Here is a 20495-nt window from a genome sequence, read left to right as displayed (position 1 = left end):
CTGTTCAGGTGGAACACAATGATGCTCAACGCCTTGCTGCACGCCCAAGACTGGGATTCGGCAAGACGCAAGCGATGGGAACGAGTATTCATCAACCGGCAGTTCCTTCGAAATACAGTTGTCGAGCCGCCTTCTCTGCTCTGAGCAGAATCGCTCGCTACCCCGTCGAGCAGCAGGCTAGGGTCCGGTCATGGGCGAGGTCATTCGAATCGATGAGCGTCGAGCAACACGCGCGGTGGAGCCGTTGTGGCGCGAGGTGGTTGGCCGACGATTGCGCGCACACAGACATGCCCGCGGAGACACTCTGGCCGATACCGCCGCCCGCGCCGGCATTGCGCCGCAGTACCTGTCGGAACTCGAACGCGGCCGCAAAGACCCGTCGAGCGAGATCCTTGCGGCCGTCGTCGGCGCGCTGGGTACATCGATAGCCGAGATCTCCGGCCTCGCGCATCACGACCTCACACGCGGCGACGCCACACTTCTGGCGGCCTGACGCCCCTCGAGAACCTGGTCGACGATGCCGTACTCGAGTGCGGCCGGGGCCGTCAGCACCAGGTCGCGGTCGGTGTCGTGACGGAGCTTCGCCGCGTCACGTCCGGTGTGTTTCGCCAGAATCGCCTCCATTTCGGCCCGCACCCGGACGACCTCGTCCGCGGCGAGGATCAGGTCGGGGATGGTGCCGCGCCCCTGTGCGGCAGGTTGATGCAACACCACGCGACTGTGCGTCAAGGCCGAGCGTCGACCCGGCGCTCCGGCAGCGAGCAGCACCGCCCCCGCAGCGACAGCTTGGCCCACACATGTTGTCGCAATGGGTGATCCGATGAACTGCATCGTGTCGTACACAGCCAGCATGGCAGCTGTGTCGCCTCCTTCGCAGTTGATGTACATGGAGATCTCCTGGTCAGGCGAGTCGGCCTCCAGGTGCAACAACTGCGCGATCATTGCGTTGGCCACCCCGGCGTCGATACCGGTGCCGAGGTAGACGATGCGTTCGCTCAGCAGATGCGAATAGACGTCGACGACACGTTCACCACGAGAATCGCGGGTGACGACGTTGGGAATCGTGTACGTGCTCATCGGGCCATCTCCATTCCGAACGACACTCGGCGCGCAGGCATGACCTGATCGAACGAGTCGACTATTTCGTCCACGAACCCGTAGTCGCGTGCAGCCTCGGCGGTGAACCAGCGGTCGTGCAACGAGTCCTCGAAGATCTGTTCACGCGTTTGTCCGGTGTCCTCGGCGATGAGACCGAGGACGGTGTCGCGGGTGTGCCGCAGGTCGTTGGCCTGCACTTCCACTTCGACGGCCGATCCGCCGATTCCGGCCGAGCCCTGGTGCATCAGAATCCGAGAATGCGGCAGGGCATAGCGCTTCCCCCGGGTGCCCGAGGACAGCAGAAACTGGCCTGCGCTGCAGGCCAATCCGAGAGCGAGTGTCGAGACGTCGCAGGGCACGAGCCGCATCACATCGCGAATAGCGAGCATGGCGGGTACCGATCCACCGGGTGAGTGGATCCACAGAGCTATATCGGCCGAGGAATTCTCGGCGGCGAGAGTCAACAGGTGGGTGGTAAGGACAGTGCCGTTCTCGTCGTCGAGTGGGCCGTCCAGCACGAGGACTCTATGGCGCAGGAGTTGGCGGCGGAGATCGGGTGGGAACATTCGAGGGGTTTCGCTCATGGGTCGAGCTTGGACCACCAATAGCTCTGACTACCAGCGGTTCTGCTGTGAGCGGCGGCATCGACACTCAACGCGGATCTGCGCAGGGCGTTCTTCCCGAAACTCGTACCGATCAAGAAGTACGAACGCTGGATCTGAGGGGGCTAAGCTCGGATCTTCATTGCACTCACGAGGTCCCCGTCGACGGTGAAGATGAAGGTGCTCGGCCCGTTGAATCCGTCGCCACCTACCTGTGCGATCACCGTCACGTCGGCACCGACTACTTCGACACTGTCCACTGCCAGCGTGGCATTCTTGCCGATGAACTCGGCGTCACTCCAGGACCGAATGCCGGCGCCGCGAAATTCACGCCCCCAGTCGTCGACGACGCCGTCGGATGTGAACGAGGCCGAAAACGCGGAAAAGTCGTTCGCATTCACGGCATCGATGGCGGCACGGACCGGACCAGGCAGTTCAACCGACATCACGTGGTTCCTTTCACCTACTGTCTCCGAACAGAACACTCACCAGCAGAACAATATCTCGCGTATTCACACCACCACCGCAGGCCGCGTCGACGAGACGTGCGGTGTCGACACCACCGGCCGGTCCAGTCCCGCGAGAATGTCGACTGCAGCGGTGATGTCGGCGAGCGATCGCGTGTACGGAATCCGCTGGTGATCGTCGAAGGAATAGCCCGTACCGAATCGAGGCCCAGGCGCCAACAGCAACCCCCGCGACTGCGCTTCGACGACGAGTTCACTCGACCGCATCCCCTCGGGAAGACTGCACCACAGGGCCAACCCTCCACCGGGGATCCGAAAGCCCCAGCCCGGCAGACGATCGCGTACTGCGGCGACGACATGGTCGCGGGCGATCGTCAACTCGTCCGTGCGAAACCGCCGAACCTCATCGTAGTGCCCGAGCAACTCCGTCACGGCCAGTTGATCGAAGACCGACACCGAAAGTTGGCGTCGCGCATACGTTGCGGCGACCTGTGCCAGCAGCGACGCCTCCGCACGCACCCACCCGACTCTCAACCCACCCCACACCGTCTTGCTCGTCGACCCGATCGTCACCGTCGCCACATCCGGTGTCGCAGTACCGAATAGCTCGATCGGGGGCGATCCATCGAGACAGAGATCGGCTGCCACTTCGTCGACGATCGTCAGGACCGCGTGTCGATGCATCGTCGCCGATAGTTGGCGGCGAGGCTGAAGCGGCAGTCGCGATCCTGACGGATTGGAGAAATCGGGCATGAAGTAGGCCAGCGTCGGTGCGCTCTGGCGTGCGGCTCGATCGGCTGCCGCCACGAACTCGTCGGCGTCGTCGGGGTCGATCGGCACCGGAATGCACCTACCGCCGAGTGACTGCACGACTTCGACGACACCCGGATAGGTCGGGTGCTCCACCAGCACCCGAGCACCAGGTTCGACGAAAGTCGCCAGCACCGCATGGATTGCATCGGTCGCGCCCGCGGTGACCAGGATGTTGTCCATGACGGTCGGCACCCCGCGATCACGGTAGTACGCGGCGATCGATTCGCGCAGATCAGGCAGGCCGAGTGGGGTGTAGCCGCCGGTGCCGAGTCGACCACGAACGTTCTCTGCTGCCGACTCGTACGCCCCGACCAACAGAGGAGAGGCCGACGGCGCGGCGTTGACGAACTCCATCGTCGCACTGTCTCGGTCACCGGCGAGCGAACCCCACGATGCCGTCGGCCCCGTCGGCGAGACGAACGTTCCCGAGCCTCGCTGCGCACTGATCAGACCGTTCTCGCGGAGATATCGATACGCGGAGGCGACTGTGACGCGAGAGACGTCGAGGCTGATGGACAGGGCCCGCTCGGCCGGCAGCCGGGTCAGCGCGGACACCTCACCGCTCTCGATCAATCGACGCAACTCGTCCGCAATTTCGAGGTAGAGCGGACCACCGGATCTTTTCCGCAGCGTCGACGGGTTGATCCGGGCCGCCAATTCAGGCGCCGTGATCGCAGTGGCATCGAACGAGTTCATACATGCCACTTTCGCACACTGGACTGCACTTTATCGACTGAATGCAGTCCATTGTAGGAACCATGATCGCAATTGGAGTGGTATTGGCCTTGTCCGTCGTCGGCGCGGGTTGGTCCCTTGCCGCTGTGAGGACCGGCGGCCGATGCGCCCCCACCGGTCCCCCACGCAGCCGCGTCCATGCCGATTGAGCCGGGCCGACCGGCGCTAGGGCACCCAGTACCGCGTAGCCAGCTGGTCGATCAGCGGATCGTCCTCGTCCGCATCGTCGAGAGCGGCGAGGTCGTCGCTGATCGCATTGATTCTAGGATCGTCGCCCTCAGCGATTTCGGCGTCCGTACCGCCGTCAGCTGCAAGCTGATCGAGAAGCTTTGCGCGCACACGCGCCTTCAGTGAATCGCTCACTCGTCGTGCTCCTTCCTCGGCTTGCTCGAACAACCTTGCTCGAACCCAACTTAGTTGATCGATCCGGTCGATATCCGTCAGCCGAGCACCCATTCGTCCGGCGCGAAGAGCTCGCAATGCACCCGAGCCGGGTCCACGCCCCGGTCGGCGAGTTGGGTCCGCACCGCCTGAACGAAACCATTGCTTCCACACACGTAGAACGATGCGTGCAGCGGGAGTTCGACACCTGTGAGATCCATCAGCCCATGCCTGGCGCCCGGCGCATCCTCCGGCTCGGAGTACCAAACTTCGAGATCCGCGCCGGGCAAACCGTCCACCAGCTGCCGTTGACGTTCTCTGAGCGGATGAGTCGCAGGCGAGCGATCCGCGTGGAGAACGAGCACCTCGCACCGTGCCGCCCGCCCACGGAGGTGCTCGAGAATCCCGTTCATCGGGGTGATTCCGATACCAGCCGAGATCAACACAACGGGCCCGGAACCGATTTCGTCGGTCGGGAGATCACCGAACGGCAAGCTGACGTCGATGACGTCGCCCGGGCGCAGACACATCGCAATCCAACTCGACACCTCGCCTGCTGGGCAGCCACCGGAAGCAGCAACCGGTTTGACCGCGAAAGTCAGTTCCTCGGCGTCGCCGTCCGTGATCAGGCTGTACTGCCGGATCTGTCGCGCACCGTCGGGCAGGGTCACCCCGACCGACACGTACTGACCCGGTTGCCGGCTACTCGCCGCGGCCCAGGGTCCGGCCACGCTGATGACCACTGCACCGGATGGATCGTCGACCCGCTTCGTGACCGTGGCACGGTGAAACACCTGCCCCGCTTCGACACCGGACTCCTCGTACAGCCGGCGTTCGAGGTCGATGAGCGTGTCGGCCATCGACCAGTAGACGCGATCCCACGCTTCGGCTACATCTGCAGTGACGGTCTCGGCCCCGAGTACCTCGACGATGGCAGCGAAGAGATGCTCGTGCACGATCGAGTACTGGTCGGCGGTGATCCCGAGGGACGCATGCTTGTGCCCGATCCGGGAGAGCAACTGTTCCGGGTGCGGCAACTGCGGGTCGACCAGGTGTGCGGCATACGTTGCTATCGATGCTGCCAGCGCTCGTTGCTGAGCTCCCTGCGCCTGGTTTCCCCTGTTGAACAGGTTTCTCAGTAGCTCCGGACGGGCCTCGAACATACGGGCATAGAAGTTGGTTGTGATGGTGTCGATGTTCGCTCCGACGAGGGGCAACGTGGCGCGAATGACATCCGCGTGCGCGGGATCGAGTCCTCGATCGACCGCGAGTGGGCTGGATGTGGACATGGGTGTTCCTTCCGATGGACGAATTGCCGATCCGAGAACGCTGCCCGGGTCAGGGTGTAGGTGCAGAAATGATGGTGAGAGGGATCGTCGGCGACGCGGCCAGCTCGTCGATCGTGTACTCGTCGAGTTCCCGATAGAACGCTTCTTTGGCGGCCGCCAGTGCGCGGCGAAGTCGACATCCTGCGATGAGCGGGCACGGATGCTCGCCTGCGCAGTCGACTACCTCGCGATCCCCTTCGAGCAGACGGATCAAACGGCCGACCGGAATCGACCGCCCGGTGTCGGTGAGAAAAATGCCACCGGTGCGGCCGCGTTGGGCTCGCACGCACCCCAGTTCGACCAGTCGCGTGACCGCCTTGGCCACATGATGCTCCGATGCGTTCACTTTGACGGCGATCGCACCGGTGGTCACCCGTGGTCCGTCAGGGCCGACGGCGGACAGCAACATCATCGCCCTCAGGGCCAGATCGCTGAAGCGAGTCAGTTGCATGTCCACCACGGTAATAAACCCGCACCACCGATGCGAGTTTTTCGGCCGTGCGTTCAAACACCACGTTTCGTGCGGCTTTTACACCAGCGCATTCGCCGCAAACTCGCCTGAAATCAGGCGTCCGGGGACCCGCTCACTCGTCGTCACCCTTCTTGAACACGCGACGCGCCGTCGGGATGAGCACGACGAGCGCCCCGATCAGTACCACTACCGAGAATATTTCCAACAACACGACGCTGCTCCTTGATTTGTCACGGTGCGAGCCAGCTGCCCGCCGGAATGTTTCGCCACACGGTGAACGCCAGCACAACCAGCACTCCCGCAGCGAAGACCGCCGCCGAGGGCCGACGCAATGACAGGGACCGGCCGCGCACGCGCGCGATGGCCCATACCGCCCAGATCACGACGCCGATGACGCCGAGCACCACAGTTAGTGCGTTCGACGACAGCGCCGACGCGATGTCGCCGTGCACGAGGGCGCCGAATGCCCGCGTCGAGCCGCAGCCCGGACACCACAGCCCGGTCGCTGCGTGAATCGGACACGGCAGGTACGAGGACGTTCGTGGATCCCGGACGTACAGCATCGCCGCCGCGGTAACCGCCGCAGCCGCGACGGACGCCGGTCCAGCGAGGGCGCGGCGGGTCGACGTGGACGGGGCGGTCATACAACCAGCCTAAGCGCGGCGGGCGGTGTTGCGCCGCCGAGTAGCATTGCGCTTCTATGTGGATCGGTTGGATAGAGTTCGATTTTCTTCTCGGTGACGTGCATTCCCTCAAGGAGAAGCGCTCACGTATCAGACCTGTGGTGGCGGAGATGGCCCGGAAATTTGCGGTCTCGGTTGCGGAGACCGGGCATCACGATCTGCACCGACGGGCCGAGATCGGCGCATCGGTCGTCGCCGGTGATCAGGCGCATGTCATCGATGTGCTCGACCGCCTCGAGCGTGTCGCGGCATCACGCCCGGAGCTCGAACTCGTCGCTGTGCGTCGTCGGACCATTCGGAGCGACGACATCTGAAGGTGTAAGCCCATTTCGTTAGCATCGAGCAATGCTTGGTACCGACCGCTCGCGACCCGCCTGGGACGATGATCCCGTCGTCGCTCGGTGGCCGGGCCTACCGCAGCTGGCGGCCGACGTCAGCACCGATGTGTGCGTCGTCGGGCTGGGTGGTTCGGGGCTGGCGGCAATCAGCGAACTCGTCGACCGGGGGCATGACGTCATCGGTATCGACGCGGGCCGCATCGCTGCGGAGGCCGCTGGGCGAAACGGCGGGTTCTTGCTCGGCGGACCGGCGACGTTTCTGCATGACGCCCTCGCCGCGTGGGGCCCGTGTGCGGTCGACCTCTACCGCGCGACCCTGGACGAAATCGACTCGCTGCACCGAGTTCTCGGTTCGGATGTCATCCGTCGGACCGGGTCGATCAGGCTGGCGGGCCTGCCTGGCGCGCCGCCGGACGTCGCCGACGCGAACGACTGCGCAGCGCTCGCACAGTGCTTACGCGAGAACGGTATTGCAGTCGAGGAATACTCTGGCGAGCTGGGGCATGGAATCTTCCTGCCCGACGACGCGGTCATGAATCCGGCTCGTCGCGCACTGGGTCTGGCCTCGACTCTGCAGGGACGAGCGGCACTGTACGAGCACACACCGGTGTCGACCATCGGGAGCAGGTCCGTCACCACCCCGTCGGGAACGATCCGCTGCGATCTGGTTCTCGTCGCGATCGACGGCAGGCTCGAGCGGGTACTCCCCCAGCTCGACCGCAGGGTCCGCACGGCACGGCTGCAGATGCTGGCCACCGCGCCGATCGCGGCGCAGCGGCTGCCCTGCCCGGTGTACGGGCGGTGGGGTTACGACTACGCCCAGCAGGATGCGGCGGGGCGCCTGTTCGTCGGCGGTGGCCGCGATCGGTTCGCTGAGGAAGAATGGACTTTCTCGAGTGATCCGACCGCACCGGTTCAGGACTACATCACCGAGGTCGCCGAATCGATGGCAGGCGAGCCGGTTTCGGTGAATGCGCGCTGGGCGGCGTCCGTCGGGTTCACTGGTGACGGCAAGCCCCTGTGCACGGAAGTCGACGACGGTGTCATCGCTTTCGGCGGCTACAACGGGACGGGGAACCTCGTCGGGCCGGTCACTGCTCGTGCCGCCGTGGCACTCGGGCTCGACGGAACGCCGATACCGGAGTACCTCACGGGTTGAGCGGGACACCGATGGCGCGCCGAATCCGGCGGCAAGCCAAGTCAGTTCGTCGAGCTTCGTGGCGGTCGGTGAAGACGGAGCATCGTACGCAAGGGAGCCAACAGGTTGTTTGCGTGGTCTCGAGTCATCGGCGTTCTCTCGAAGGAACATTGGGCGAGCACCAATCCATCGAACAAAGCGACTATCAGCTCCCCGAGCTGTTCTGGGGAGTCGCCGCCCAATCGGGCAGTGGCTTGCACGACGAACTTGGCCCGAAACGCCTTCATGGTCGACGAAAGTTCGTCGTCGCGTGCGGCCAACAGGAAGAGTTCGAGTCGGGCCTTGCTGTGCACGATGCCGGACGGGCCGAGCCACGACACCAGAAGCGCGGAGAGTGCGTCGACAGCATCGTCCGCTGGACTCGGCTGCCCCGCCGGTAGGGCGGCTACTTCCGCGAACTCGATCTCGACCAACCTGGCAGCAGCGAGGGCGATGAGCTGTTGACGGGTTCGGCAATAGTACGAAGTCGACCCACGTGCCAATCCAGCTCGATCATCGACCGCGTGGTGGGTGAGTCCACGCGAGCCGTCTGTGCCGAGGACGTCGATCGCGGCGTCGGCGATAGAGGCACGTCGAGCGTCCACGGGTTTCCTCCTCAATGCCGCTCGTAGTTTGGTGACTTGTAACAGATGCAATCTCAGACCCTCTATAACTATAGAGGGTGGAGGTAATCTCGAATCGATGCGGAAGCTGCTTGTCGGCGTAGTCGACGGGCGTGACTGCCGCGCCGCCCTGTGCACATCGCCTGAAAGATGCTGGTATTCCTGGACATGAGCAGATTCTCCGCAGTTCCCCGTCGGCATTTCCGCCGGATCGCCACTTCCGTCATCGTGACCTCAGCTGTGTTGGCGTACCTCACAGTTGGAATGGCGGGTGCAAGTCCACATCCGATCGGCGACGAGTTCTACGTGGGGCCCTCGCTCACCACCGAGACCCGGCCGGGCGTCCTGCTCCGTCACGAACCGACAGCCGTAGCCGCAGCGGCCCTTCCCACTGCTCTCCCGTACGAGCGAATCCTGTACACGAGCACAAAGTCCGACGATTCGATTGCCGCGAGCTCCGGTTCACTGTTCAGTTCGAATGCTCCGTGGACCAGCCCGACGCCACGACCGATTGTCGCTTTGGCACCCGGAACACAGGGTCAGGGCGATCAATGCGCCCCATCCAAGACGATGGCCGAGCCGTTCAACGCCAATGCACCAACTGGACTGTTTCAAGTGGAAATTCCCTTGATCGTGAACTTCCTCTCGCGCGGCTTCGACGTGGTCATGACCGACTACACCGGTCTCGGGACAGCTGGAGTCCACACCTACGTCAACCGCGTCGATCAGGGAACCGCGGTACTGGACTCGGTGCGCGCTGCCCTGAGCCTTCGACCGTCGGCCGACCGAAGCACTCCCGTCGGGCTGTGGGGCTACTCGCAGGGCGGTGGCGCCGTCGCATCCGCAGCGGAGCTGGCCAGCAGCTATGCTCCTGAATTGACGATCGCGGGAACCTACGCGGGAGCAGTTCCGGCCGACCTTGCCCGAACCCTCGATCGGATCGACGGTTCGATACTCAGTGGCGCTATCGGATACGCACTGAACGGCTTTCGGGAAAGCAATCCAGAGCTTGGACCGATCATCGACGCGCAAACCAATGATGTCGGAAAGGAGATGCTTGCCGATGTCGCCGAACAATGCACAGTTCGAACTGCCCTGACTTACGGGTTGAAAAGCACCGGAAATTACACCGTGAGCGGGCGTCCGCTGTCGGAACTGCTGAGCTCGATTCCAGAAGCACAGACAGTGCTGGAAGAGAACAGAATCGGCACGAGGGCACCGAGCGGACCAGTGCTACTTCATTCGGTCCGAACAGACGACATAGTCGACTACGGACAAGTAGCCGATCTCGCGGGGCAGTGGTGCCGTGCTGGCGGAACGGTTCGATTCGAATCACAGGATGCGCCGTCGATCGTCGAGGGCAGCGGAATCAGTCACCTGGGTCCCTCGCAACTGGTCTTCCCTCAATACTCCCAGTGGCTCAGTGACCGATTGTCGGGTGTCGTCGGCGGCGGTCCGTTCTGCGCGTAGCAATCACCTCGCGTAGCCCGCTCGGCCCGACCCCTCGGTCGAGGGCGACGATGAGCGCTGCGCACCCGATCCCGGACAGCACCAGCGCCGAGCCGAACATCGCTGTGTAGCCGAACAGATCCCCTACCACCCCGGCTGCAAGTCCGGCTGCACCCTGGGCGAACACGACCGCACACGCAATGAGCGTGTAATCGCTTCCTGCGAAGCGTTTTTCGGATGCATCCATCATCAGAGCGAATACCGCGACCGTCGCCGCGCCGCCGAGAACGTGCTCGGTGATGTTGGCGGTGACCAGCAACGGGAAGCCGCCGATACCCATTGACGCAGCCACGTAGAGCCCGAGGCTCAGGGTCTGGCTGACGCCACCCACCAGCAGAGCGTTCCGCCGTCCGTATCGGAAGGACAACCAGGCGCCCAGTGCGGCACCGCCCAGGGCGGCGACCGAGGACACTCCGCCCTCCACCAATGCGATCTGGCCGAGCGTCAGGCCGCTGTCCGAGAGGAACGGTCCGACCAGCGCCGAGCCCATCGAATTACCGAATTTGAAGCCGATGATCAACGCGATGAAGGCGAACATGCCGGGTCTACGCAGGCGATACCACCACGTGATCGCAAGACGTGCCGGTGCGTCGACCTCATCTCGTTCACCTGCGGCGTCAGCGTCTTGCTCGCCTGCGGCGTCGGCGGCGCTCAGTTGCCCGCGCATCAACCAGACCGGGATGGTTGCGATCAGCAGCAGCGCCGCCATCGCGACGAACAATGCCCGCCAACCGGCAAAGCTGAACAGCCACAGCAACACGCCACCGCCACACACCATCCCGATGCGGTAGGCACCGACTTGAAGCCCGTTGCCCAGTCCGCGTTGCGCCACCGACAGCGTGCGCACCGCGATCCCGTCGGTGGCGATGTCCTGAGTCGCAGAGACCGCATTCATCACGAAGATACCGAGGAACAACCACTGCAGCGTCGAGGACAGGTCGAGAAACGACAACGCCAACGCGATCGCAGCTGCTGCGGATTGCAGCGTCAACAGCCACCGCCTGCGGGTTCCGTATCGGTCGACGTACGGTGCCCACAGAAATTTCAATCCCCAGGGAAGAAAGAGCACGCCCGCCGCGCTGATCTGGACCAGCGAGTATCCGGATTCGCGCAGCACCACCGGCAACGCCTGGGTGAAGAACCCGAAGGGAACACCCTGCGCGAAATACAAGGTGCCGAGCAGCGTGAGGGTTCCGGCGGTGAACGAGGCCGGACGCAACGCGTTTCTCATGCCGGTCATGGTGTCAGAGCATCATGAACTCCGCCCGTCGCCGATCGCGTGATCGTAGAAGCCGACAACTCCTGCGGCGCCGTGGATCGCGAACTCGCCTTGCTCCCCGGTGGTGCGTGCGGTGTTGGTCAGCCCCCGGAGCGCCACGTTCACCAGACGGTCCAAAGAGTGCCATCGGTGTGCAGGGTCGGCAGCGTCACCGACGGCGGCCTCGTCGAACTGTTGAGCGACCTCCGCTTCAAGCGCCCGTAATTCGTCGAGCACCTCGCTGTCGACGTCGATCTCCGCCTGATTCTCGAGAACGACGTGCGCCGCCCACCGGATCTCGTCGACGTGGTTTCCGAGCCACAGCCGCCGGCGGTACACCTCCCCCAGCGACGGCCACCGCTTTCGAGCTGCCTGACGGGTTTTGCCGGTGACCAGGGCGAGGTCGGCGAGACTGGCACCCAGCCAGATTGCCGTCGTAGCAGCAGCTTCCGTCGTAGCAGCGGCTTCCTGCACGACCTGAGCTTCGCGGGCGAGAGACTCCTGCAATCGGTGCAGTGCACCGGCGCGACGGTTCCGCTCGTCACCGATATCGGTTGGTTTGTCGGTAGACACCAGATCTGACAACTTTTGGTTCACACCACTAGACTAGGCTGTAAACCTGAGGTTCACAACCCCTACGGAACGACGGTGACGCTTCCGGTCATATCCGGGTGCGGGGTGCAGTGGTAGGAGAACGTGCCCGGTTCGTCGAAGGTGTACGAGAACGTCCCGGACTTCAACAGGGGGCTTCTGAACGACTTGTCGTCGGCCACGACATCGTGCGCCATCCCTCCGTCGTCGAAAACCCAGGTGACGGTATCTCCCACGCTGACCGTGAGCTCGGACGGCGAGTATGAGCGGTCCACTACGTTCACCTGATTGGGCGGCGGCGGAGCAGCTGGTTCTGTGGGCGTCGGAGACGAGCAGGAGACAACGCTGGCGAGCACCACACTCGCCAACACGACGGTCGAAAGTTTCACCCGATCCACACTACGTGCCTACCTGTCACACAATCGTGAGCCGTTTCGTCCACTCGGGTGACGGCACCGAAACCGGTGCCGCGAAGAAAGGACACACATGTTGCCGCACGTGAACGTCACCAAGCAGTTCCCCAGCGCCTACGAGGCCCAGGTGGCGCTCGACAAACGCGCCGCCGAGGCCGCCGAAGCCGCTGGGCTGCCACACATTCTGGTCGAGCTGGTGAAGATACGCGTCTCACAGCTCAACGGTTGCGCGCATTGCCTGCGTATGCACACACGCGACGCCGTGGCTGCCGGTGAGAGTGTCGATCGCCTCGCGGTGCTGCCTGCATGGTGGGAGTCGCAGTACTTCACCGATCAGGAACAGGCTGCGCTGGTCCTCGCCGAGCGAATCACCCGCATCGCAGACGAACACAACTCGCCGACTCCTGACACCCACATACCGGCAGCCTTGTCAGAGCAGGAGATTGCTGCGGTGACATGGCTGGCGGTGGTGATCAACGGATGGAACCGCATCGCGATCACCAGTGGATATCCGGTCGGCTATCCGGTTGGCTGAATCAGCTCCTCCCCGAGCCAACCACCCTCGGTGACGCCGCGCGGCAAGGCGAACACCGAGGAACCGATCGGCGTCGTCCACTCGTTGAGCGCGTCGTGCTCGTCGAGGCGCTGCTGGACGGGGAGGAACTGGCTCTCGATGTCCCGCTGGTACGCCGCGAAGATCAGGCCCGAGTTACTGGTCGCACCGTCCGCAGGCGGGTCGTCGTAGTTGTACGCCCGACGCAAGAACCGCTCACCGGCATGCATGGCACGCGCCCGTGCGATGTGCGAACCCGGCGGAATGATGGGAATCCCGAACTTGTCGGTAGCCTCGAAGTCCGTCTCGTCGTGTTCGAATTCGCCGGTGAGCGGTGCGCCCGTATCGAGCTTTCGGCCCATCGTGAACTCTTTCCCACCACGATCCAATACATCCCAGGTGTCCATCTCGATCGCGATTCGGCGCAGCACCAGCGTCGATCCGCCGTCCGAATTCCACACCAGGTCATCGAAATCCACCGCGGGATCCGGATTGACGGTGCCGTCGACCTGCCCCATCAAGTTCCGCATGGTGGTTCCCGACGGGTGAGCGCCCCGCGAGGATCGGAACCCGCGCTGCACCCACTTCACCGATGCCATTGACCGAACGTTCTTGGTCAGCACGCGCACCGCATGCGAGACGGAAACAGGATCGTCGGCGCATATCTGTAGCAGCAGATCACCGTCGTTCCAGCGTGTTTGGAGCTGGTCGATGCCGAAGGCCGGCAATGGTTGCACCGGCGACGGCACGCCCGCGGCGGCGAACGCACCCGGCCCCAACCCCACGGTGACAGTGAGATTCGCTGGTATCACCGCCAGTTCGGGTTCGGTGTCGGCCAACGCGGGAAGGCCCTGCGTCAGCCGGGCAGCGTCGGTGGTCCACAGCTTCAGTAGCGAGATCAGCTGGCCTCGTTCGATCCCGTCGAGCAGATTCAGCGCCACGAACGTGCCGTGTGCCTGCGCCGCGGTGGAGATCCCGGCCTGATGATCTCCGTGGAACGGTATTGTCTCGCTACCGAATACGGCTTCACCAGGCTCTGCGGCCAACCCGTACGCGAGCCCACCGGCGCCGATCACTGCACCACCGGCGCCGAGGGCGGCGACGCCTCCTTTGAGGAGACGTCGCCGGCTGATACCCGTGCGACCCTGGTGCGGCTTGTCAGCCACTGTAGTTTTCCTGTGCGCCGGCGAAATCGCGGACCTGCGCGGTGAAGGTGGTGCTCGACCCGTCCTCGAAGGTCAGGGTGATTTCGGTGTCGGTGCCCGGTGTCAACGGGTCCGTGACGTTCATCAGCATGAGGTGATCGCCACCGGGGGCGAGCACCGTGGTGTCGTCCGCGGCCACGGTGAAGCCGCCTTCCTTCGGTTGCATCTTCATCGAACCGTCTGCGCTGGGGACCACTTCGTGTAGTTCCATCATCGGCGCCACAGGCGTGGAGGCGGACACCACACGGACCTGCTCCGCGCCGTCGTTGCGAATCTCGGCGAACCCCGCTGTCATGCCCGTATCGACCGACTTGATCCAGCCGTCGGAGATGGTGACCGAGTCCGCTTCACTTGGCGCTTCACTGGGCGCTTCGTCCGCGCCGCAACCGGCCAGCGCAACTGCGGAAAATGCTACCAAGAGGGCTGTTCTGAAGATTTTCATACTGTCTCCGATGTGTGAGTTGGTGTGGATTGCCGCAGTCCGATGACGGCGTCGATCAGAAGGAAGGCCAGCAGGCTGATCCCGAGCAGGGGCACGAACCAGCCGACGATGGCGGCCCCTGTTACCAGCGCCACGATCACCCGGATCGGTTGGCGCCGGACGCCCCCGCGCGCAGGGGTGGCCGAGAACGGCCGACGCTGCCACCACATCAGGTAGCCGCGGACGACTACGGTGACGAGCGCGAGCGCCAACAAGGCCAATGCGAGTTGGCTGGCGAGACCGAACAGAATGCCCATGTGCAGCGCGATGCCCCACATGGTCAGCTTCGCCGCCAGCGGCCAGTCCTCGAACCAGTTGGTGTCCACCACTTGGTTGGTGGCCCCGTCGATGGCGACGGAGCTGGTCGACAACACCCAGGGCTGGCGGGTTTCCGTGACGACGAATGCCGTGCTCGCATCCGCTGGGATCGTCACCTCGACAGCGCCGTCGATCCCCTCGGCACGTGCCGAGCCGAGCACCGCATCCAGGCGAGCGGCTCCCGCGCTCGCAGCGTCACCGGTGACCATCGGCGCCGCCGATGTGTCGTGTCCGGCGTGGTCGCCAGACATCGATGCGGCACTTCCGGTGAGCGAGGAGTCGACTTTCGGTGTGGTCCAGCTCAGCGACGTACGAAGATCGCCGATGTTCTCGCCGGCGTATTTCGACCACGTCAATCCGGTCGCCGACAGGAAGACCAACCCCACAGCGATCCAGATTCCGACGGCGCCGTGCCAGTTGCGGGTACGCGCCCGGCCCGTCAGCGATCGGTCGACGGTGAGCAGTGGACCGCCGCGGTTTCGGTAGCGCCGCACCCACAGCACGACGCCCCCGAGCGCGACGATCCACAGCCACGATGCCGCGAGCTCGCTGTAGATCCTGCCCGGCTCGCCGAGATGAAGGTGACGATGGAGTTGGCTGATCCAGGTCCGCATCGGTAGTGCACCGCTACTGCCGTAGACGACGGATTCGCCGACGGATTCGGCCGTCACGGGATCGACGAAGACCGCTCGACGTTCCGATTCGCCGAGAGTCGGGTCGGTGAACATCACGCGGGTGGTCTCGCCTGGCTCTGCTGCGGGTCGAACCGCCTGTAGCGCCAGGTCGGGTCGAACCAGTGTTGCCGCGTCGACCTGTTCGGCCACCGACGCTGTCGGTCCGGTCGAATCAGTGTGCAGCAGATCGGAATAGACGATGTCCTCGGCGGTCGGCGCGAGGGCGTAGAGGCCGCCGCTGACGGCGGCGACGAGGATGAACGGTGCGATGAGAATCCCGGCGTAGAAGTGGAGTCTCATCATCAGTGACGGTTCGGGCGGCGAGTGTTCGGGCGCCTGCCCGGTTTCGGGCACAACTGTGCCTTGTATGGACATACGAGAACTCGATTCGTCTCGAAATGAGGTGGTGGCGCCGCTCAGGCGCAGGGGGAAGCCCCACGGGTATCAGGAAATACGAGTGGGGTGAAGCGGACAGCTCAGGCCGGTACGGGAGGCCCGCGTGTTCCTGGTCCCCAGGACACCAACAGTCGGAGAATGACATCGGGTCGATAGTCGACCGTGACGAGGCGCGGTCGCTCCTGCACCGGCAGCACCACGGCAAGGACCGGCAGGATGCGTCGGAGAACCGACACTGCGTGCGTGCAGCCGAGCACTGCGCCGCGGACGAGCAGCGCACACAGCGCGGTCGCGGCAGCGTGCGCGGCAAGCATCGACGGTGTCAGAGCGGAGGCATGATGGTGCTCGCTCGCGATCGACAGAACCGTGTGCCCGACCAACTGGCCCAGAGCAAGCACCGCGACCAGCGGAACGCGTGCCCCGAACAGGGACACCAGGCCTCCGAGGGCGGCACTGACCACCACGAGAAGAACGAGCGCCGATTCACTCGGCACCATGGTTCCGCCGCCCATTCCGTGGGCGGCGATGGACAACGACCCGGACACGGCGCCGACGAATGCACCACGCATGCGCGTGGGAGCGTCGGGCCCGGAAGTCATGAAGACACCTTAGTCCACTACTACACAGGCTAGTAGCGCGCGGCTGCCTCGAGCCCACGCAAGCGATCAGCCGGGGTTCGGCGCGGGCAACTCACACACTTGTCGGCACCGCCGGTGAGGTACAGCAGGCAGCACGAGCACCGCTGGGTGAACGTGCGGCCCCCGACCTCGACGAACCGCGGTCTCGGCATCGGGGAGGCCATCTCCCGCACCAGCCACGCCCCGAATTCGCTGCCCAACGCCCTGTCACCGAGCGCAGCGCCGACGTCGAGGCTGCGGTTGGCGATGGAGTCCGTCGCGATCGCCCACAGCGACTGCCGCCGGGCCCCCGAGACGGCAGACAACGCGTCGACGACGCCACCGAAGGTGCTTGCCAACGCGGCCGGCAGGCGGTCCACAGCGATCACGCGCTCAGTCCGGACGCCGCCGAGGTAACCATCCGGGCGCAGGAAGCACGACGCGTTCTCGACGCCCGGATCGGCGGCCTCCCCCGTCACCATCGCGGTGGCGACGGCGATGTACGCCAGCGTCGAACTGGCCGAGTACCACCACAACGTCCCGTTGACGCGGTCGTCCGTGCAGGTCCACCGCCGACCGGTGTCTGCCACTCGATCGGCCAGCCACTGCCGATCGCACATCACCGACGCCGGCAGATCGAACGGGCCGTCGAGGTACTCTCCCAGCCCTGGCACCCGCGCCGCGGCAAGTTCGTAGACGGTCATGCCAGTCCGTGAATATCGATGGTCGGACGCGGACGGGTGCGGACCGTGGCGCGGATACCGAACACCTCGGCCAGTAGTTCGTCTGTCAGTACCTCGGCGGTTGCACCCGAGGCCACCACCGAGCCGTCGGCGATCACGGCGAGGGCGGTGCAGTACTCCACCGCCAGGCGCAGATCGTGCACAGTGACGACGACAGCGAGCCCGTCGGCGGCGAGATCGCGGACTGCGTTCATGACGACCAGTTGCTGCCGGAGGTCGAGGTGGTTGGTCGGTTCGTCGAGCAGCAGGATGCGCGGTTGCTGCGCCAATGCTCGCGCGATGGACACGCGTTGCCGCTCCCCACCGGACAGGGCGCCGACATCGCGTCCGGCCAGATCGAGAAGATCAACCCGGCGCAGACAGGAGGTGACGATGTCCTCGTCGGACGCGCTCGGGCGATCGAACCAGCCCCGGTGCGGTACCCGCCCGAGAGCCACGGATTCGCGGACGGTCAAGCCGACCGACGCCGCGGGTTCCTGTGTCCCGACGCCGACGATCCGCGCCAGCTCGGCTCGCTTCATCTCGTGCGCATCGACGCCGTCGACGAGCACCGACCCACTCGCGGGCGTCAGTGCCCGGTAACAACACCGCAGGGCGGTGGTCTTGCCCGATCCGTTGGGGCCGACGAGTCCGAGCACCTCCCCGGGACGAACCTCGAACCCGATGCTGTGCAACACCTCTCGCGATCCGAGGGTCGCGCTGACGTTGTGTACGAGCAGACTCATCGCATCTCCCTCGCGTAACGGCGGTAGAGCATGAAGACGAAGATCGGCGCACCGACGAGGGCCGTCACCACTCCGACCGGCACCTCGGTGCTCTGCGCAACCGAGCGTGCCAGGGTGTCCGCGCCGACCAATGCGATCGCACCGAGCAGCGCCGCCACCGGAAGCAACCGGATCGCTCGCGTACCCACGATGTATCCCGCCAGGTGCGGCACCAGCAGGCCGACGAATCCGATTCCGCCGCTGACGGATACGGCCGCACCGGCGAGCATGGAGATGGCGAGTAGTTGCACGATGCGGAATCGTCGGACATCGAGGCCGAGGGCTGCAGCTCCGTCGTCGCCGGTGGTGAGCAGATCCATCTTGGGTGCGCTGACGAGAATGACGATTCCGATGACGATCAGCGCGAGCAAAGGAAACGGCAGGGTCGACCACCGCGCGTCACCGAATCCTCCCGCGAGCCAGTGCAACACGCCACTGAGGCTCCGTTCGTCGGCGAAGACCAGCAACGTGAACGTGATCAGCGCCGTGAAAACACTGCTCAACGCGACGCCGACGAGAATGATGGCCGTCGACTGCGGATATCTGCCGCCGATGGCCAGCGCGAGGAACAGCGGAATCATCGCGCCGACGAATGCCGCCGCCGGCACGGTGAACACGCCGAGCGCGCCCGCGCCGATACCGAGCGTCATCACGAGCACCACACCGAACCCGGCACCCGAGGACACACCGAGCAGGTACGGGTCGGCGAGCGGGTTTCGGGTGACCGCCTGGGCGACCCCTCCCGCCAATGCGAGCGAGGCCCCGACGACAGCTGCGGTCAGCGACCGCGGCAGGCGTGAATCGACGACGATGACCGCCCGAGCCTCTGTCCACCAGGATTCGAATGCTCCTGGCGCCAGTCGGTGGATGACGATGGCCCACACGTCGCCGACCGGAATGCGCACCGACCCGAATGACACTGCTGCCGCGATGGCCATCAGCAGGGCCGCCGTCAGGAGTACAAGAATGAGACCGAAGCCGATGCGCGAGCGTCGACCCGTCGACGGCTTCGCTCCGGAGGACTGCTTCTCGGCGACGGCTGTCACTGGAAACGGTCCGGATGCAGCGCCTTCGCGATGGTCTCGGCACTGGTGACCAGCCGGGGACTCTCGAAGAAGTCGTCGAGGGGCACGACGATGAAGTTGTCCTCGCGCACCGCCGGGGTCGTCGCCATGATCGGCTGGTTCTTCAGGAAGTCGATCTTGCCCTGCGCCGAGGTGTCTCCGTAGTCGAGTACGACGATGGCCTGCGGGGCCCGTTCGCCCACCACCTCCCAGGTGGTGTCCAGGTAGGGCCGTTCGCCCTCGGGGAAGATATTGGCCGCTCCGGCCTGGTCGGCGATCAACTGGCCCACGCCGACGCCGCCGATCGTCATCGGTGCGGCCTCGCCGGAGTCGTAGAAGAAGGTGGGTGTCGGGGTGACGCCGTCGAGGTCCTCGCGGAGCGCGGCCAGCTCGTTCACGACACCGTCGGTGACCTCACGTGCGGCGTCCGGGACGCCGAGGATGTCACCGAGTTGGGTGTAGTCGGTCTCGAGCATGCCGATATCCGCGAGACCGGACCCGCAGTACTCCGAGAACAGGAAGGTCGGAATCCCGATTTCGGTGAACGAGTCTCGTGAACGTCCCTCCTTGTCGTCGAATGCGCTGCGCATGCCGCCGACAACCAGGTCGGGGTCGAGATCGAGGATCTGTTCGCGCGTCGGATACTCGTCGGCGAGGCCTTCAATACGCGCGAACTCCTCGGCCGTCTCCGGCGTCGGAGTTGCGTCCTGGTATCCCATGCCGACGATGCGGTCGGCGACGCCCATCTCGATGAGGACCTCGGTGACGTGGTCGTTCATGGAGATGATGCGCTGCGGCGGGGCGTCGAATTGCTGGACGGTGTCGCAGTTGGTGACCTCGACGGCGCTTTCGAACGGCGCCCCTGCGGCTGCCATCTCGACCGCGTCGCCGCGAGAACAGCCGACGAGTGACACTGCCGCGAGGAAGACGGCGGCGTTCAGGGTAAGGGTGGAGCGTGACACGAGAACCTCACTTGGAGCTCAGAGCCACGAAAAAGAAAGCCGACACACGCAGCACGAATCGCCACGCGCGGGGCTGCCGATTCGTAGACCACGACGAATAGGTGCCGCTCACGCAGTCGCTGGGTAATCGGGCTCGCTGCCTCGTGATGAGGCAACCCACCGTTGCGGGTCAGCGCCGGATTTCGACCGGCTTCCCCCTGCGGCTGGTGTGCTTGTGTTCGCTGTGCAGT

25 protein-coding genes and 1 riboswitch are annotated in these 20495 nt (G+C 64.7%); of the genes, 5 read left to right on the top strand and 20 right to left on the bottom strand.

Translation table 11 applies throughout. The features are described from left to right. The first annotated feature begins 190 nt into the window (after positions 1-190). Positions 191-493, top strand: coding sequence for a helix-turn-helix domain-containing protein (locus J1M86_RS05545; RefSeq protein ID WP_241259564.1), 303 nt, complete (start codon positions 191-193; stop codon positions 491-493). Here the strand turns inward: J1M86_RS05545 and J1M86_RS05540 are convergent. The 8 genes from J1M86_RS05540 to J1M86_RS05505 form a co-directional block, all read right to left on the bottom strand. Further along, positions 451-1077 (bottom strand): ClpP family protease, encoded by a 627-nt coding sequence (locus J1M86_RS05540; RefSeq protein WP_075840261.1) that lies wholly within the window; start codon positions 1075-1077, stop codon positions 451-453. The two genes, J1M86_RS05545 and J1M86_RS05540, sit on opposite strands and share 43 nt — an antisense overlap. Beyond that, complete coding sequence (locus J1M86_RS05535; RefSeq protein ID WP_075837992.1) at positions 1074-1682, bottom strand: ClpP family protease; 609 nt, start codon at positions 1680-1682, stop codon at positions 1074-1076. The genes J1M86_RS05540 and J1M86_RS05535 overlap by 4 nt, the downstream gene beginning before the upstream one ends. 143 nt (positions 1683-1825) lie before the next feature. Then, positions 1826-2146, bottom strand: a complete 321-nt coding sequence (locus J1M86_RS05530) for a nuclear transport factor 2 family protein (protein WP_206509088.1) — start codon at positions 2144-2146, stop codon at positions 1826-1828. Between the two features lie 66 nt (positions 2147-2212). Further along, positions 2213-3676 carry a PLP-dependent aminotransferase family protein gene (locus J1M86_RS05525; RefSeq protein WP_206509087.1) on the bottom strand — a complete coding sequence of 488 codons (1464 nt, stop codon included), beginning with the start codon at positions 3674-3676 and terminating at the stop codon, positions 2213-2215. 204 nt (positions 3677-3880) lie between these two features. Beyond that, positions 3881-4078, bottom strand: coding sequence for a hypothetical protein (locus J1M86_RS05520; RefSeq protein ID WP_075838039.1), 198 nt, complete (start codon positions 4076-4078; stop codon positions 3881-3883). Positions 4079-4155: 77 nt separating this feature from the next. Next, positions 4156-5385, bottom strand: coding sequence for a globin domain-containing protein (locus J1M86_RS05515; protein ID WP_206509086.1), 1230 nt, complete (start codon positions 5383-5385; stop codon positions 4156-4158). A gap of 49 nt (positions 5386-5434) precedes the next feature. Beyond that, positions 5435-5875, bottom strand: coding sequence for an Rrf2 family transcriptional regulator (locus J1M86_RS05510; RefSeq protein ID WP_075838040.1), 441 nt, complete (start codon positions 5873-5875; stop codon positions 5435-5437). A gap of 251 nt (positions 5876-6126) precedes the next feature. After that, positions 6127-6540: a DUF2752 domain-containing protein gene (locus J1M86_RS05505; RefSeq protein ID WP_206509085.1), complete on the bottom strand. Its 414-nt coding sequence runs from the start codon at positions 6538-6540 to the stop codon at positions 6127-6129. Between the two features lie 56 nt (positions 6541-6596). Here J1M86_RS05505 and J1M86_RS05500 point away from each other — a divergent pair, with 56 nt between their 5' ends. Together J1M86_RS05500 and J1M86_RS05495 are read left to right on the top strand one after the other, a co-directional pair. Further along, a complete protein-coding gene (locus J1M86_RS05500) occupies positions 6597-6893 on the top strand; it encodes a DUF503 domain-containing protein (protein WP_075837995.1) in 297 nt (98 codons plus the stop codon). Between the two features lie 31 nt (positions 6894-6924). Next, positions 6925-8076 carry an FAD-binding oxidoreductase gene (locus J1M86_RS05495; RefSeq protein ID WP_206509084.1) on the top strand — a complete coding sequence of 384 codons (1152 nt, stop codon included), beginning with the start codon at positions 6925-6927 and terminating at the stop codon, positions 8074-8076. A gap of 41 nt (positions 8077-8117) precedes the next feature. On the opposite strand, the gene J1M86_RS05490 is transcribed toward J1M86_RS05495, so the two are convergent. After that, on the bottom strand, positions 8118-8699 hold the full coding sequence (locus J1M86_RS05490) for a TetR/AcrR family transcriptional regulator (protein ID WP_206509083.1): 582 nt from the start codon (positions 8697-8699) through the stop codon (positions 8118-8120). A gap of 186 nt (positions 8700-8885) precedes the next feature. Here J1M86_RS05490 and J1M86_RS05485 point away from each other — a divergent pair, with 186 nt between their 5' ends. Then, positions 8886-10187: a lipase family protein gene (locus J1M86_RS05485; RefSeq protein WP_206509082.1), complete on the top strand. Its 1302-nt coding sequence runs from the start codon at positions 8886-8888 to the stop codon at positions 10185-10187. On the opposite strand, the gene J1M86_RS05480 is transcribed toward J1M86_RS05485, so the two are convergent. Genes J1M86_RS05480 through J1M86_RS05470 form a run of 3 tightly spaced genes read right to left on the bottom strand, consistent with a single transcriptional unit; the run spans position 10138 to position 12434 of the window. Next, positions 10138-11466 (bottom strand): MFS transporter, encoded by a 1329-nt coding sequence (locus J1M86_RS05480; RefSeq protein WP_241259562.1) that lies wholly within the window; start codon positions 11464-11466, stop codon positions 10138-10140. The genes J1M86_RS05485 and J1M86_RS05480 overlap by 50 nt on opposite strands. Positions 11467-11478: 12 nt before the next feature. Beyond that, a complete protein-coding gene (locus J1M86_RS05475; protein WP_206509081.1) occupies positions 11479-12081 on the bottom strand; it encodes a hypothetical protein in 603 nt (200 codons plus the stop codon). A 38-nt stretch (positions 12082-12119) separates the two neighbouring features. Beyond that, positions 12120-12434 carry a plastocyanin/azurin family copper-binding protein gene (locus tag J1M86_RS05470; RefSeq protein ID WP_307786536.1) on the bottom strand — a complete coding sequence of 105 codons (315 nt, stop codon included), beginning with the start codon at positions 12432-12434 and terminating at the stop codon, positions 12120-12122. 127 nt (positions 12435-12561) lie between these two features. Between J1M86_RS05470 and J1M86_RS05465 the strand changes: the two genes are divergently transcribed. After that, positions 12562-13023, top strand: a complete 462-nt coding sequence (locus J1M86_RS05465) for a carboxymuconolactone decarboxylase family protein (protein WP_206509080.1) — start codon at positions 12562-12564, stop codon at positions 13021-13023. Here the strand turns inward: J1M86_RS05465 and J1M86_RS05460 are convergent. From J1M86_RS05460 to J1M86_RS05425, 8 genes are all read right to left on the bottom strand, one after another. After that, positions 13008-14207, bottom strand: coding sequence for a Dyp-type peroxidase (locus J1M86_RS05460; RefSeq protein WP_307786530.1), 1200 nt, complete (start codon positions 14205-14207; stop codon positions 13008-13010). The genes J1M86_RS05465 and J1M86_RS05460 overlap by 16 nt on opposite strands. Continuing rightward, positions 14200-14688 (bottom strand): copper chaperone PCu(A)C, encoded by a 489-nt coding sequence (locus tag J1M86_RS05455; protein ID WP_075838002.1) that lies wholly within the window; start codon positions 14686-14688, stop codon positions 14200-14202. Before J1M86_RS05455 ends, J1M86_RS05460 begins: the two co-directional genes overlap by 8 nt. After that, on the bottom strand, positions 14685-16022 hold the full coding sequence (locus J1M86_RS05450) for a PepSY domain-containing protein (protein ID WP_241259677.1): 1338 nt from the start codon (positions 16020-16022) through the stop codon (positions 14685-14687). Before J1M86_RS05450 ends, J1M86_RS05455 begins: the two co-directional genes overlap by 4 nt. 173 nt (positions 16023-16195) lie before the next feature. Beyond that, complete coding sequence (locus J1M86_RS05445) at positions 16196-16714, bottom strand: hypothetical protein (RefSeq protein WP_230557760.1); 519 nt, start codon at positions 16712-16714, stop codon at positions 16196-16198. Positions 16715-16743: 29 nt separating this feature from the next. Next, a complete protein-coding gene (locus tag J1M86_RS05440; protein ID WP_206509079.1) occupies positions 16744-17436 on the bottom strand; it encodes a (2Fe-2S)-binding protein in 693 nt (230 codons plus the stop codon). Further along, positions 17433-18200, bottom strand: a complete 768-nt coding sequence (locus tag J1M86_RS05435) for an ABC transporter ATP-binding protein (protein ID WP_206509078.1) — start codon at positions 18198-18200, stop codon at positions 17433-17435. Before J1M86_RS05435 ends, J1M86_RS05440 begins: the two co-directional genes overlap by 4 nt. Continuing rightward, positions 18197-19177, bottom strand: a complete 981-nt coding sequence (locus J1M86_RS05430) for an iron ABC transporter permease (protein ID WP_083667391.1) — start codon at positions 19175-19177, stop codon at positions 18197-18199. The genes J1M86_RS05435 and J1M86_RS05430 overlap by 4 nt, the downstream gene beginning before the upstream one ends. Before the next feature lie 104 nt (positions 19178-19281). Then, positions 19282-20265, bottom strand: a complete 984-nt coding sequence (locus tag J1M86_RS05425) for an ABC transporter substrate-binding protein (protein ID WP_307786529.1) — start codon at positions 20263-20265, stop codon at positions 19282-19284. 121 nt (positions 20266-20386) lie between these two features. Then, a riboswitch (cobalamin riboswitch) is annotated at positions 20387-20464 on the bottom strand. Positions 20465-20495 lie beyond the last annotated feature (31 nt).

The organism is Rhodococcus sp. KRD197, assembly GCF_017168235.1.
Lineage (GTDB): Bacteria > Actinomycetota > Actinomycetes > Mycobacteriales > Mycobacteriaceae > Rhodococcoides.
The sequence above is the reverse complement of the archived record's forward strand: the minus strand, read 5'-3'. Positions and strand labels throughout refer to the sequence as shown.